Here is an 11,976-nt window from a genome sequence, read left to right as displayed (position 1 = left end):
ACGAACGGGCCGCGCGTCGTGTTCCGCCTAGGTGAGGAGCGTGTAGTCCTCCAGCGTGGGCGGCCAGAGGGCGTCCTCGCCCGCCATGGCCTCCGGCTCGTACGTGTGCAGCTCGAGCGCGAGGTCGTCGGCGCACCAGTAGGCCGCCTCGCGGTGCGCGTCGCGGCCCTCGCACCACAGCCTGCGTTCCCGGTGGACGACGTAGACGAAGTAGGCGTAGGACTCGACCCCCCGGTGGGCGACGCGGGCGCTCTCCAAAGCTTCGTGCACCTCGTACACCAGGCCGGTGCGGCCGTCGAGGAAGAGGTACCAGGTGCCCATGGCGTCGAGCATGAACAGGGCGCCGAGGTCGTCCGGCAGGCCCGCGCAGGCCCGCAGCTCCTCCAGGCCGTCGGACCAGTATGCGCTCATCGGCTGGGCGAAACGGCGATGCTCGCCCGTCCAGTCGGGCTCGTAGAGGCCGCCGGCGGGCAGGCCGACCTCGGTCAGGAAGCGGCGGGTGGGCGCGTGCGCGATCGCGGGGTGGAGCTCGCCGCCGTGCGGCCTGAAGACGCCATCCTGGCCGTACAGGTCGTCGAGCAGCTCGCGGGTGACCCTGGTCGCGGGGCGGCGGAGCGGAAGCGGGGTGACGGCGCCCGGCCCGCCGGCTAGGCGTTCGTGGTGGGCCAGGTGGCGCGTGAGGTAGTCGGGCGGGGACAGCTCGGCCGACACCGGCCAGCCGCGCATGACGGCGGCCAGCTCCCCGTGCGCTTGGGCCGGCGGGGCGACGATCTCGGCCAGGCGGGGCAGGCCGATGGCGTAGGCGGGCAGGCCGGGCTCGGCGAGAGGCAGCCGGGCAGCGGCCTCCGCGACGCCCCGGGCGGCGGCCTCGGGCGCGTCGCGGTGCCGGCCGCAGTGCAGCAGGCGCCACGTGTACGGGCCGATAGGGCCGAAGGCGAGGGCCAGCGTGCCGGCGGCGGCGCGGGCGTCCGGCGACAGGCCATCCAGCCAGGCACGCGCCACCCGTCCGTCGATCGGCAGGTCAGGGCCGGGATCTGCGCCCTCGGCCCGGGCGGCGAGCGCGGCGATGCCCGGCGAGGGGTAGACCTGGGCGGCGGTGAACGGCGAGCGCGGCACCCGCTCGGCGTCGTACCAGGCGGTGAAGGCGGCGCGGTCGGTGGCGCGCGGGTCGTCCAGGTCCAGCACGAACGCCGCCGGCCCCAGCCCCTCCTCGGTGTCGGGGCGGGTGAGCTCGACGAGCAGGCGGACGTGCGGGTTGACGGCGAGGGGAAGGACGAGCTCGGTGAACGCGCGCTCGGGGTCGTTGCTGCGGTGGGTGTCGGCCACGGTGACGAGCACGGGCCGGTCGAGGGCTTCCAGGCCGGCGCCGTCGAGCTTCAGCTGCCCGGCCAGGTCGCGTACGGCGTCGTCCACGTCCATCCCGCGCAGGAGGATCGCCGCCTCGTCCGAGCCCGGATAGCCCGACCAGTCCCGGACGCCGGCGTAGCAGAACCAGGACAGCAGCCGGGTCTTGCCGGCCGCGGGCGAGCCGGTGACGACGCAGACGCGCGGGCCGTAGGGGTCCTCGCGCCAGCGCAGCAGCGCGTCGGCGGCGGGGGCTCGGCCGGCGGTGGGCTCGTCGCGGATGCCGCGCTCAGTATGCGTCTCCACCCAGGCGGGCACGGCGGCCAGGTAGTCGGGGACCTCGCGCGGCCCCCCCAGCAGCTCGCGGACGAACGTGGTGAGGGCCGCGTGGAAGCCGGGCATCAGCGCCGCGGTCTCGGCCCAGTCGTCCCGTACGCCGCGCACGCAGGGCTCGTCCCTGTGCCGCGCCAACCTCATGGGGTCGTCGTCGTGATCGTCGGCCAGCTCGCCCAGGTGCCCGAAGAACGCCTCCTGGATCGTGCGCAGCCTGCCGACGTGCTCGCGCAGCCGCGGCGCCTGCGCGTGCTCGCCGAGCGCGGCCAGCACGCCGTCGAAGTGGGCGAGCCGCACGTCCGGCCAGGGCAGGCCGACGGCCAGGAACGCGCCGGACAGGCGGGAAGGGAGGTCGCGCGGTACGTTCATGATCCACCGAGTCTAGGGCGCGGTCGCGACACCCCTTCGCCCGGCGGTCCGTCCTTGCGGAACAGGCAGCGGAAGACGTGCCGGCGCTTCGGCTCGCGCGGCGCGGTCATGCCGTCGTAGCGCTCCTCGCGCAGCGTGACCAGCCGCAGGTGCGGGAAGGCGCGCAGCACCCGTCATGGGCGAGGTCGTTCACCGTCATGAGGACGTCACCGGCCGTTCTGGGGCGTTGCTCGGGCGGTGGTGGACGTACTGGCCGAAGTATCGGTGGCAGAACTCCATGTACTGGCCGGTGATGCCGTCCAAGTAGCCGAACCGGTCACGAATCGAGAAGCGCCGCCCTCTGAGCCGCGCCTAGCGTGATCTGCCAGAGAGCGCACGAGGTGCGCTCCGGCCCGAAGCCGCCCGTCCAGCAGAGGAGGTCTCGATGACCGGGAACACGTGGGTTCGGCAGACGCACCGCTGGCTGTCCATCGTCTTCACGGTGACCGTCCTGGCCAGCATCGTCGCCGGGGTCCTGGAGGTCGCCGAGTGGGTGTTCTACCTGCCGCTGCTCCCGCTCGCCCTCCAGATGTTCACGGGGCTGTACCTGTTCGCGGCGCCGTACGCCGCCAGGCGGCGCGGCCCCCGGGAGACCTGACCGCCCGCGGTCAGCTCACGGACTTCCTGACGAGGTCGGTGATCGTCTCGACGGCTTCGTCGCTCAGCTCGGTCACGGCGAAGGACGTGGGCCACAGGCCGCTGTCGTCGGCGAGGTTCGCCTCGGGGGTGAAGCCGAAGGTGGAGTAGGGCTCCTTGTCCACGTGCCCGCTGCGGAAGAAGCAGACGACCTTCCCCTTCCTGGCGTAGGCCGGCTGTCCGTACCAGAGTTTCGGCGAAAGCTGCGGGGCGTGGGCGGTGACGATGGCGTGGATGCGTTCGGCCACGCCGCGGTCGGGCTGCTCCATCTCCGCGATCTTCGACAGCACGTCGAGCTCGGCGGCGGCCGCCTTGTCGCCACGGTCCCTGCTCGCCTCCTTCCTCAGCTCCCCGGCACGCTCCTTGATCGCCCTGCGTTCTTCCTCGGAGAAACCGTCCGTGCTCATCACTGTCACCTGCCTGATCGCCATCGGTGGTTACGTGCTCACGACGCTAACCCCGCCGCACCAGCCGGCGCTTCTCGATTCTTGATCGATGGCGGCCATGGACATCGGGCGTGCGCAGGCGCGACGGTTGCGCGACATCGCCGTGATCCGGCGGGTCCGCGACCGGATCGACCGCGAGTACGCCAAGCCGCTGAACCTCGAGGCGCTGGCCCGGGGAGCGCACCTGTCTGTCGGGCACCTGAGCAGGGAGTTCCGCCGCCTCTACGGCGAGTCCCCGTACGCGTACCTGATGACCCGGCGGATCGAGCGGGCGATGACGCTGCTGCGCCGCGGCGACCTGAGCGTCACGGACATGTGTTTCGAGGTGGGCTTCTCCTCGCTGGGGACGTTCAGCACGAGGTTCGCCGAACTGGTCGGCGTGCCGCCGAGCGTCTACCGGCGCGACCAGTCCCAGGCCGCGGCGGGCATCCCGCCGTGCCTGAGCAAGCAGGTGACCAGACCGGTCAAGAATCGAGAAGCCCGCGCCCGGTAGTCGTGCCTAGCGTGAGCGGCATGAACGTCACCATCCAGCACACCTTCCTGCCCCACACCGACCCCGAGGCCGCGCTGCGTTTCTACCGCGACGTCCTGGGCTTCGAGGTCCGGGCCGACGCCGGTTACGAGGACATGCGGTGGATCACCGTCGGCCCCGCCGGGCAGCCCGGCACGTCCATCGTGCTGCACCCGCCGGCGGCCGACCCCGGCGTCACCGACGAGGAGCGCCGCACCATCCTGGAGCTCATCGCCAAGGGCGTCTACGCCGCCGTCACCCTGGCCACCGACGACCTCGACGGGTTCTTCGACCGCCTGCAGGCCGCGGGCGCCGACGTGGTGCAGGAGCCCATCGACCAGGACTACGGGGTCCGCGACTGCGCCTTCCGCGACCCCGCCGGCAACCTCGTCCGCGTGACCGGCGCCCCACCGTCGTAGGCGTGGACGGCCGCCCTACGGCGAGGTACGGCTGGCCGGCACGTCGAGGGCCTCTCAGCGAGGTTTCGGGAGGTGTGCCGTGGCCAGCCAGCCGCGGCCGGCGTCGGCGCGGGCGGGATCGAAAGCGGGTGGGATCGGGCGGTCGCAGGCAGCCGCGGCTTCGGCGATGTCCGTCACGGCGGGCTGCCAGCCGCGGCGGGCAAGCCAGGCATGCAGGTTCTCGGTGGGGCCGCCGCGCCACAGGCCGACGAGTTCGGCGGAGATGTCCGCGCGGGCGCTGCGGAGCAGCTCGGAGTCCTTCATGTGATCCAGGGCGAGCATGCTCGCCGGGGCGGACAGGGCGGTGATCCGGTCGAGGAGCAGGTCGGCGGCTTCGGGCGGCAGCGCGTACAGGATGCCCTCGGCCAGCCAGGCGGCCGGCCGTTGCGGGTTGAAGCCGGATTCCGTCAGCGCGTGCGGCCAGTCCTGGCGCAGGTCGGTGGCGACCTCGACGCGGTGGCACGTGGCGGTCGCGCCGTGGCCGTCGAGTACGGCTGCTTTGAATGCGAGCACGTCGGCGAAGTCCAGTTCGAAGACTTTGGTGCCGGGCGGCCAGGCGAGCCTGAACGCGCGGGTGTCCATGCCGCACGCCAGCAGCACCACCTGCTCGCATCCTCGTTCGCCGGCATGCAGGAGCGCGCGGTCGAGGAACCGGGTGCGGACGGCTACCTGCTCGGCCATGATCTGCAGGAAACGTGCGGTCGCCGGGGAAGGCCCGGCGGCCCAGGGGGTGGATGCCGGATCGACGGCCTGGAGGAAGTGCCGTGCGTAGGGGTCGTCGAACAGCCGGTCCGGTCGGCTGCTCTCCTGGGCGCGCAGGAGAGCCACGCCCAGGGCGGTCGCGCCGATTCCGGTCAGGCTCTTGGGGGCGGCCGATTCGTGTGTCACGGGGTTGTCCAGCTCCTTGTCATGACAGGCGGTTTCACGGGCGGGCGCCCAGGGCGCGGAAGTAGTCGTTCACCGGCGCGAAGTCGATGCTGTCGCCGCGGAAGCCGACGTACTTGTCCGGGCGGATCAGGTACAGGCTGGGGCGGCGCACGCCGTAGCGGTTGTGCGCCTCGCTGCGCAGGTCGGCGAAGACTCCGTCCAGGGGGTCGTGCGGCAGGTGGCCGCGGGTGATGACATGGACCTCGCCGTGCCCGGCCATCGCCTCGCGTGCGGAGGCATGCCAGGCCGCCAGGGTGGCGGAGTCCGTCGTGTCCGCCGCGAACAGGATGAGGTGGTGGCCCGGCGTCCGGAGGAGGTGACGCAGCGCCACCGGCCCCTCACGGTTCTCCACGTAGACGTCCCGTACCAGCTCGCCGGCTTCCGGTCCGGTGCGGGCGACGTCACTCCACGCTCTGGCCTGTGATCCGTGCCAGCGTTCGAAGACGAGGTCACTGTCGCGATAGTGGACGAGGTGTTCGCCGAAGGCGTTCGACAGTCGCTGCTGCACGGGATTGAGCCGGCCGAACAGGCGCAGCGCGTGCCGCCTGGCCCTGCGGGCGACCAGGGTGGTGCCGGTGGCGGCCTTCGTGGTGGCCGAGGTCGCCTCGACCACGGCCTTGACCACGGGCCGGCGTTCGGCCTCGTAGCTGTCCAGGAGGGACTCCTCGGCACGCCCGGTGACGACGAGCGCTAGTTTCCAGCCCAGGTTGTAGGCGTCCTGCATGCCCGTGTTCATGCCCTGACCGCCCACCGGGCTGTGGCTGTGCGCGGCGTCGCCGGCCAGGAGGACCCGGCCCTGGCGGAGCCGGTCGGCCAGGCTCTCGCGGGCCACGAACGACGAACTCCACTGCAGATCGCGTACGCCAGAGTCCAGGGGCGTGCGTTCGGCGACGTAGGCGGCGAAGTCGTCCAGCCCCGGGCTCTGCGGCGGCCGGTCGTCCGGCGTGCTGGCCAGGATGCGCCAGTAGCCCCCGGCCATGGGGAAGACCGCCACGAGGCCGGACTTGCCGAAGTAGACGTGGAAGCGGTCGCGCGTGAGCGGCCAGTCCACGGCGACGTCGCCCAGGATGAATCCCCGCTTCAGGTCGGCTCTGTCCCGGGTGATGCCCGCCGTCTCACGCACGGCGCTGTGGGCGCCGTCGGCGCCGATCAGCCACCCGGTTTCGCACCGTTCGCCGCGGCCGTCCTCGTGGCCGAGTTCCACGCTGACGCTGTGCTCACCGGCCTGCTGCCCGACCAGGCGGGTGCCCCATTCGATGGTGACTCCGAGTTCCTCGGCGCGCTCGCGCAGCAGCGCGGCCGTCTGCCACTGCGGGATGCACAGGTCCAGCGGAAACGGGGAGTCCACGGCCGTCACGTCCATCTCGGCCAGGGCCGTCGTGCCCTGGTAGAAGTTCAGCGTGTGCAGCGGGACGCCTCGTTCGATGGCGGCTTGGGCCAGCCCGAGATCGTCCAGCATCTCCAGCGATCTCGCCACGATCGACACCGCCCGGCTTTCGCGGTGGTCCGCGCGCCCGGCGTCGATGATCCGTGGGATCACTCCCCTCCGTGCCAGGTCGATGGCCAGCACCAGGCCGGTCGGCCCCGCGCCGACGATGAGAACGTCCGCTTTCGTCGTCACACCAACTCACCCTTCTTAGAACGAATGACCGTTCTTTTTAGAAGAGCATGAACCTCCGAGCTCCGTCAAGGGCGCACGATCTCTACCGGGCGGCTTGCGCGGGTGCCGACATCAGGGCTCGCATGCCGTTCCTGAAGGCCGCCGAATCCGCGTGGCCGTAGACCGCGCGGCGCACCAGGAACCCGTCGACCAGAGCCATCAGGACATCGGCCACATGCTCGGCCGGGACGTCGGCGGGAAGCAGCCCGCGCCGCTGATGCCGCGCCACGAGGCCGCCGACCACGCCGCGGGCCTCCGCCATGACCTCCTTCAGCTTCGTGGCCAGCGACGGCGAGCGCAGAGCCTCCGACCAAACCTGCACCAGCAGTTGGGCCGACTCCTGCGATCCGGACAGCGGCGGGCGCTCGACCCCCAGCACGAGATCGACGATGTTGTCCAGATCCGGCGGCCGCACGTCGTCGTCCGCCTCGAACGCCGAGGCGACCTCGGCCAGAGCCTCGGCGGCGGTCGCCGCGATGATGTCGTCCTTGCTCTTGAAGTAGCGGTAGACGGCCCCGGCCGACAACTCGGCCTCCGCCAGCACGTCCTGCATGGACGTTGCATGAAAGCCGTTGCGGATGAAGCAGCGCCGGGCGGCGTCCAGGATCTGGCGGCGGCGGGCTTCGAGGTGCTCCTTGGACATGCGTGCCATGGGACCAAACGTAGAACGAACATTCGTACTTGACAACTTCGCCGCCCCGCTCCTAAAAAGGAACATTCGTTCTCTGATGTGAGGGGTCGCACCATGTCGATTGCCGCCGACGCACTGGTCGCTCTGGTCGCTCTCGTCTTCCTGCTCGCCGGCGTCCAGAAGGTCGTGTTACGGGATCCCGTGACGGCCAACCTGCTCAGGCTCGGCGTCGGCTCGGCGATGACCCGCTCGATCGGCGCCCTGGAGATCGCCGGCGCGCTCGGGCTCGCGGCCGGCCTCTGGTTCAAGCCGCTCGCCGTCGCGGCCGCGGCCGGCCTCACGCTGCTGTTGATCGGCGCAGTGGGATTCCACCTGCGCGCCCGCGACTTCGCACACCGGCGGCACCGCTCCCACGCCGTGGCGCCCGTGGTGCTGGCCGTCGTCACCGGAACAACCATGGGCTTGTTGCTCGCGACCTCCTGAGCGAAGAGCACGGTGACAGCACCGCTTCATCGCCTGCGTCGCATGGAACTCCCGCCGCCCAGGACAGCGCCGGGCAGAACCCATGAACGCCCTGGGCCGCCAGGCCGGCAGGAGAAGCCGGCCACTCAGGCGTCAGTCGTTGTGGTAGCCGCCGTCAGGCTGGTAGCCGCCGTCCGGGGAGGCGATGGAGGCTTCCCAGGGGAACTGGCGTGCGACGCCCGACGTCGCCGCTGCCGCTGTCCCGCCGGACAGCACCACGGCGGTGGCCAGCAGGCCCGCGATGGAGGTGGCGGTAGCGATCTTCTTGAGCATCTTCTCCCCCGTTTCTCCGGTCGTCTCCTGCAGCTTAGGAAGCCGTCGCCGGCCGCGGTGTGACCACGGGCACAGTCTCAGGGTGGAAGCAGTCTCTGCCGCACCCGTTCGCTCTCCGCGCGGCGGTGCTGGGCGTCGTACAGCGTCAGCGCCTTGCGCCAGGCGGCCCTGGCCTCCGCGGTGTGGCCGAGCGCGTGGTGGGTGTCGCCGAACGCCACCAGCGTGTCGGCGCTCTGCGAGGCGTTGCCGGTGCCTTCGCGCAGGCCGAGGCAGCGCCCGTAGTACTCCAGCGCGCGTTCGTACTCGCCCTGGTGGAAGGCGAGCAGGCCGAGGCTGTCGAGGGTGGCCGCTTCGCCGCCGCCGTCGTGGTGGCGGCGGAAGAGGGTGAGGGCCTGCTCGCAGGCGTCGCGCGCGGCGTCGTACTCGCCGAGTTGCAGGCGGATCCAGCCGACGGCGCTGAGCGCGTTCGCCTCCCAGATCGGATCACCGGCCTCGCGCTGCAGGCGCAGCGCGGTCTGCGCGTGCGCGAGCCCGCGCCGCGGCTGCCCGTGGACGCTCCACATCCAGCCGAACGTGTGGTGCACCTGGGCGAGCATGGGCCGGTCCTGGGCCTGGCCGAACAGCTCCAGCGCCCGGTCGAGGTGGCCGGCCGCCTCCTCCATCCGGCCGGCCGCGGCGTGGGCGTAGCCGGTGTGCCAGTGGACGACGGCGGTGGTGTACGGCAGGCGCAGCCGTCCGGCGGCGGCCAGCGCGATCTCCCAGGAGGTGAGCCGTTCGCGGGTGTAGGAGCGGCGCAGCAGGAAGGTGTTCATGCCCCAGGCGAGCTGCCAAGCCTCGCCGTCCATGCCCAGCTCGGCGGCCAGGACCTGCGCCGGCAGCAGGCACGGCAGCTCGGTCTCGAACCAGGCCAGCGCGGCGGCGGCGTCGGCGAAGACGTGCCGCCCCGCGCGCCGGGGAAGGGCGGGCCGGTGCGGGTAGAGCGCCCGGTCGGCGGCGCAGGCGGTGTCGGTGTACGTCTCGACGAGCCGGGTCAGGGCTTGCCTGCGGGCCTCGGCGGGCAGGTCGGCTTCGGCCCGTTCCGCGGCGTACAGCTGGATCAGGTCGTGCATCCAGTAGCGTCCGGGGGCGTGCTGCCGGATGAGGGTGGCGGTCTCCAGCGTGGAGATCGGCGTGCGGGTCGCGGCGGGCGGGAGCCCGGCGAGTGCGGCGGCCGCGGGCAGGCCGATCTCGGGGCCGGGGACGGTGCCGAGCAGGAGGAAGAGCCGCGCGGCCTGCGGATCGAGCGCCGCGTAGGAGGAGGCGAACACGGCCCGCAGGTCCGCGCCGAGGTCCCCGGTCTGCAGGGCGTCGAGCCTGGTGGCCGGGTCGCTCAGTTCCCTGGCGAGGACGGCCAGCGGGAAGCCGGGGTGGGCGGTGGCACGGGCGGCCAGCACCCCGAGCGCCAGGGGCAGGCCGCCGGTGTGCTTGAGCAGCACGGCGACGGAGCCGGGGTCGGCGGCCATCGTGTCGGGGCCGAAGTGGCGGGCGAGCATCAGGTGCGCCTCCTCGTCGGAGAAGGCGCCCACCTCCAGCAGCCGGGCGTCGTGCGTGGTGTGCAGGCTCACGAGCCGGTTGCGGCTGGTCACCAGGACGGTGCAGCCGGGCCGGCCGGGGATGAGCGGCGTCACCTGAGCGCTGTCCCTGGCGTTGTCCAGGACGATGAGCACCCGCCGGTCGGCCAGGACGGACCGGTAGAGCGCGGCCCGCGCCTCCTGCTCGTCGGGGATGACGGCGGGCGGCACACCGAGCGCGGTCAGGAAGTGGCGCAGCACGGTGCCGGGCGGCACCGGTTCCTCGGCGGCGTCGAAGCCGCGCAGGTTCACGTAGAGCTGGCCGTCGGGGTAGCGGTCGCGGTGGCTGTGCGCCCAGCGGAGGGCGAGCCACGTCTTGCCGCTGCCGCCGGGGCCGCTGATCACGGTGACGCCGACGTGGCCGGCCTCGACGCTCTGGCGGCGGTCGAGTTCGGCCAGCTCGTCGCTTCTGTTGGTGAACGAGGCGGGCGCGGCGGGGAGCTGGCTGGGCACGGGGAGCGCGGGCGGCCCGTCCTTTCGGTGCGGCCGGCGCGGGTTGGCCTCGGAGCGCAGGATGCGGTGCTGCAGTTGCCGGAGCTCGTCGGTGGGTTCGAGGCCGAGCTCGTTGACCAGCCGGCAGCGGAACTGGCGGTAGACCTCCAGGGCCTCGCTGGGGCGGCCGCTCTCGTACAGGGCCTGCATGAGTTGTTCGTGGAGGCGTTCCCTGAACGGGGCCTCGCCCGACAGCGCGCGTGCCTCGGTGACGACATCGGTGGTCCTGCCCAGGGCGAGCAGCACCGACAGCCGCTCTTCCAGCGCGTCGAGCCGCAGCCCGTCGAGCCATTCGGCCTGCGTCTCGGCGTAGGAGCCGGTGATGCCGGCCAGCGGGGCGCCCCGCCACCAGCGCAGCGCCTGGTCGTAGTGGCCGGGCGCCTGTTCGGCCGGCGCCTGTCTGGCCAGCGCGATCTGATCCTGGAAGCAGGCCAGGTCGAGCCTGGCCGGGCCGAGCCGTACCAGGTAGCCGGGCCGCTGGGTGTGGATGACGTGGGCGCCGAGCGCCGCGCAGGCGCGCCGCACTTCGGACACCAGCATCCTGACCCGGGAGGCCACGCCGCTGGGCAGCGGCTCCGCCCAGATCGCCTCCGCCAGCCGCTGCGTGGAGACCACCCGGTCGGCCTGCAGCAGCAGCGCGGCCAGCAGAGCGCCCTGTTTGCCGGAGAAGGTGACTTTGTCGGCGCCCACTTCCAGCTGGACGGGCCCGAGCAGCCGGAACAGTGTCGCCGGTGCGTTACCGTCCGGCTTCTCCATCAGCGATCCTCCCGTGTCGCACCCTGCACGAGTGTACGGGCGTGAAGATCAGGAACCGTGCGGAAATCAGGCGGAAAACAGACACCTGATCTTTAGGCTCGCATCGAAGTTCCGCAGATGGAGCCGCTCGCGACCCCCGCGGCTCCGCATCTCGAAAGGATTGGCGCATGAAGCTTGCCATGAGGCGCGTCTCCCTGGCGATGTCGACCGCTGTCGCTGCCGCCGCCATGACCGCTGTCCTCGCACCGGCGCCGGCTTCCGCGGAAGTGATCGTCCGCTGGTTCCCGTACACCACCGCGGGCGCGAAGTCGTGCAACAGCGCCGCCAACGCCGCCGGCCCCGAGTACTACTGCACCACGGTGAAGATCGGCTCCACGAAGATGTACGCCCTCGCCCGTCCGTAAGAGCACATCTCCCCATCTCGATGTCCGGCCGGTCCGCCTGACCGGGCGGACATCGGCATGTCCCGGCCTGCTGAGCTTGGCATCCTTCGATGCACGAATTGAACTCTAGACTTCATCACTAGAGGTGTGCTCTACGGTCGGCCGGCCAGGCCAGGTAGCCGCGCAGCCGGGAGGCGTCCTTGGTCTTGGTGGAGTCGGCCAGCGGGCGTGCGCGAGCGCGGCGGTGTAGCCGGCCAGGACGGCGGCGTGCGGGGCGGAGAGTGGCACGGCGCGCGACCGGCGTGGGTGTCCGGAAGCTGCTACGGCCGGTTGTGTGAGTTCTGAGCTGAGGGCGTGTTTCCGGATTTCACCCGCTGAGAGTCTACTTTCGGAATTGCGGGATTCCGGAAAGTCATGCCGTACAATGAAGATACCGAGGTCTTTTCGAGCGTTGGCATTCAGGTCGGCGTCGCCCCCGGCGAACCACCACCGGCCTCTTCGGGGGCCTGGACAGGTCAGGCGACCATGACGCCGACACTTCTTTCTCAGCCCGCACCGCTCAGCCCCGCCTCGTCCGCGATCCCTC

General features: G+C 71.8%; 14 protein-coding genes. 6 read left to right on the top strand and 8 right to left on the bottom strand.

Translation table 11 applies throughout. From position 1 onward, the window contains the following. Positions 1-27: 27 nt before the first annotated feature. Together AB0K12_RS39510 and AB0K12_RS39505 are read right to left on the bottom strand one after the other, a co-directional pair. The gene (locus AB0K12_RS39510) at positions 28-2,046 is read right to left on the bottom strand and encodes an SUKH-4 family immunity protein (RefSeq protein WP_364572775.1); all 2,019 of its coding nucleotides are present in this window, start codon (positions 2,044-2,046) and stop codon (positions 28-30) included. Then, the gene (locus tag AB0K12_RS39505) at positions 2,043-2,216 is read right to left on the bottom strand and encodes a hypothetical protein (RefSeq protein ID WP_364572773.1); all 174 of its coding nucleotides are present in this window, start codon (positions 2,214-2,216) and stop codon (positions 2,043-2,045) included. The genes AB0K12_RS39510 and AB0K12_RS39505 overlap by 4 nt, the downstream gene beginning before the upstream one ends. Positions 2,217-2,221: 5 nt before the next feature. Here AB0K12_RS39505 and AB0K12_RS39500 point away from each other — a divergent pair, with 5 nt between their 5' ends. Continuing rightward, entirely contained in the window at positions 2,222-2,353 is a 132-nt protein-coding gene (locus tag AB0K12_RS39500; RefSeq protein WP_364572771.1) for a hypothetical protein, read from the top strand. A gap of 117 nt (positions 2,354-2,470) precedes the next feature. Beyond that, positions 2,471-2,683 (top strand): hypothetical protein, encoded by a 213-nt coding sequence (locus tag AB0K12_RS39495; RefSeq protein WP_364572769.1) that lies wholly within the window; start codon positions 2,471-2,473, stop codon positions 2,681-2,683. 10 nt (positions 2,684-2,693) lie between these two features. Here AB0K12_RS39495 and AB0K12_RS39490 read toward each other — a convergent pair whose 3' ends face one another. Continuing rightward, positions 2,694-3,128: a DUF1801 domain-containing protein gene (locus tag AB0K12_RS39490; RefSeq protein WP_364572767.1), complete on the bottom strand. Its 435-nt coding sequence runs from the start codon at positions 3,126-3,128 to the stop codon at positions 2,694-2,696. 88 nt (positions 3,129-3,216) lie between these two features. On the opposite strand from AB0K12_RS39490, the gene AB0K12_RS39485 reads away from it, so the two are divergent. Then, positions 3,217-3,660 carry a helix-turn-helix transcriptional regulator gene (locus AB0K12_RS39485; RefSeq protein WP_364572765.1) on the top strand — a complete coding sequence of 148 codons (444 nt, stop codon included), beginning with the start codon at positions 3,217-3,219 and terminating at the stop codon, positions 3,658-3,660. A 20-nt stretch (positions 3,661-3,680) separates the two neighbouring features. Next, on the top strand, positions 3,681-4,097 hold the full coding sequence (locus AB0K12_RS39480; protein ID WP_364572763.1) for a VOC family protein: 417 nt from the start codon (positions 3,681-3,683) through the stop codon (positions 4,095-4,097). 54 nt (positions 4,098-4,151) lie between these two features. On the opposite strand, the gene AB0K12_RS39475 is transcribed toward AB0K12_RS39480, so the two are convergent. The 3 genes from AB0K12_RS39475 to AB0K12_RS39465 form a co-directional block, all read right to left on the bottom strand. After that, on the bottom strand, positions 4,152-5,024 hold the full coding sequence (locus AB0K12_RS39475; RefSeq protein WP_364572761.1) for an SAM-dependent methyltransferase: 873 nt from the start codon (positions 5,022-5,024) through the stop codon (positions 4,152-4,154). 34 nt (positions 5,025-5,058) lie between these two features. Beyond that, on the bottom strand, positions 5,059-6,684 hold the full coding sequence (locus AB0K12_RS39470; RefSeq protein WP_364572759.1) for an FAD-dependent monooxygenase: 1,626 nt from the start codon (positions 6,682-6,684) through the stop codon (positions 5,059-5,061). 82 nt (positions 6,685-6,766) lie between these two features. Next, positions 6,767-7,375, bottom strand: a complete 609-nt coding sequence (locus AB0K12_RS39465) for a TetR/AcrR family transcriptional regulator (RefSeq protein WP_364572757.1) — start codon at positions 7,373-7,375, stop codon at positions 6,767-6,769. Between the two features lie 93 nt (positions 7,376-7,468). Between AB0K12_RS39465 and AB0K12_RS39460 the strand changes: the two genes are divergently transcribed. Further along, positions 7,469-7,837 (top strand): DoxX family protein, encoded by a 369-nt coding sequence (locus AB0K12_RS39460; RefSeq protein ID WP_364572755.1) that lies wholly within the window; start codon positions 7,469-7,471, stop codon positions 7,835-7,837. A 132-nt stretch (positions 7,838-7,969) separates the two neighbouring features. Here the strand turns inward: AB0K12_RS39460 and AB0K12_RS39455 are convergent, their stop codons facing one another. Together AB0K12_RS39455 and AB0K12_RS39450 are read right to left on the bottom strand one after the other, a co-directional pair. After that, positions 7,970-8,149: a hypothetical protein gene (locus AB0K12_RS39455; protein WP_364572753.1), complete on the bottom strand. Its 180-nt coding sequence runs from the start codon at positions 8,147-8,149 to the stop codon at positions 7,970-7,972. A gap of 77 nt (positions 8,150-8,226) precedes the next feature. Then, positions 8,227-11,007, bottom strand: a complete 2,781-nt coding sequence (locus tag AB0K12_RS39450) for a BTAD domain-containing putative transcriptional regulator (protein WP_364572751.1) — start codon at positions 11,005-11,007, stop codon at positions 8,227-8,229. Between the two features lie 167 nt (positions 11,008-11,174). Here AB0K12_RS39450 and AB0K12_RS39445 point away from each other — a divergent pair, with 167 nt between their 5' ends. Next, entirely contained in the window at positions 11,175-11,411 is a 237-nt protein-coding gene (locus AB0K12_RS39445) for a hypothetical protein (protein WP_364572749.1), read from the top strand. Positions 11,412-11,976: the final 565 nt, after the last annotated feature.

The sequence above is a fragment of the Nonomuraea sp. NPDC049419 genome, assembly GCF_040676995.1.
GTDB lineage: Bacteria > Actinomycetota > Actinomycetes > Streptosporangiales > Streptosporangiaceae > Nonomuraea > Nonomuraea salmonea.
The sequence above is the reverse complement of the archived record's forward strand: the minus strand, read 5'-3'. Positions and strand labels throughout refer to the sequence as shown.

Excerpts from the sequence above, each read along its gene's own strand:
- AB0K12_RS39510 (WP_364572775.1), bottom strand. The coding sequence starts at position 2,046 with ATGAACGTACCGCGCGACCTCCCTTCCCGCCTGTCCGGCGCGTTCCTG.
- AB0K12_RS39500 (WP_364572771.1), top strand. The coding sequence starts at position 2,222 with ATGGGCGAGGTCGTTCACCGTCATGAGGACGTCACCGGCCGTTCTGGG.
- AB0K12_RS39495 (WP_364572769.1), top strand. The coding sequence starts at position 2,471 with ATGACCGGGAACACGTGGGTTCGGCAGACGCACCGCTGGCTGTCCATC.
- AB0K12_RS39490 (WP_364572767.1), bottom strand. The coding sequence starts at position 3,128 with ATGAGCACGGACGGTTTCTCCGAGGAAGAACGCAGGGCGATCAAGGAG.
- AB0K12_RS39485 (WP_364572765.1), top strand. The coding sequence starts at position 3,217 with ATGGCGGCCATGGACATCGGGCGTGCGCAGGCGCGACGGTTGCGCGAC.
- AB0K12_RS39480 (WP_364572763.1), top strand. The coding sequence starts at position 3,681 with ATGAACGTCACCATCCAGCACACCTTCCTGCCCCACACCGACCCCGAG.
- AB0K12_RS39465 (WP_364572757.1), bottom strand. The coding sequence starts at position 7,375 with ATGGCACGCATGTCCAAGGAGCACCTCGAAGCCCGCCGCCGCCAGATC.
- AB0K12_RS39460 (WP_364572755.1), top strand. The coding sequence starts at position 7,469 with ATGTCGATTGCCGCCGACGCACTGGTCGCTCTGGTCGCTCTCGTCTTC.
- AB0K12_RS39455 (WP_364572753.1), bottom strand. The coding sequence starts at position 8,149 with ATGCTCAAGAAGATCGCTACCGCCACCTCCATCGCGGGCCTGCTGGCC.
- AB0K12_RS39450 (WP_364572751.1), bottom strand. The coding sequence starts at position 11,007 with ATGGAGAAGCCGGACGGTAACGCACCGGCGACACTGTTCCGGCTGCTC.
- AB0K12_RS39445 (WP_364572749.1), top strand. The coding sequence starts at position 11,175 with ATGAAGCTTGCCATGAGGCGCGTCTCCCTGGCGATGTCGACCGCTGTC.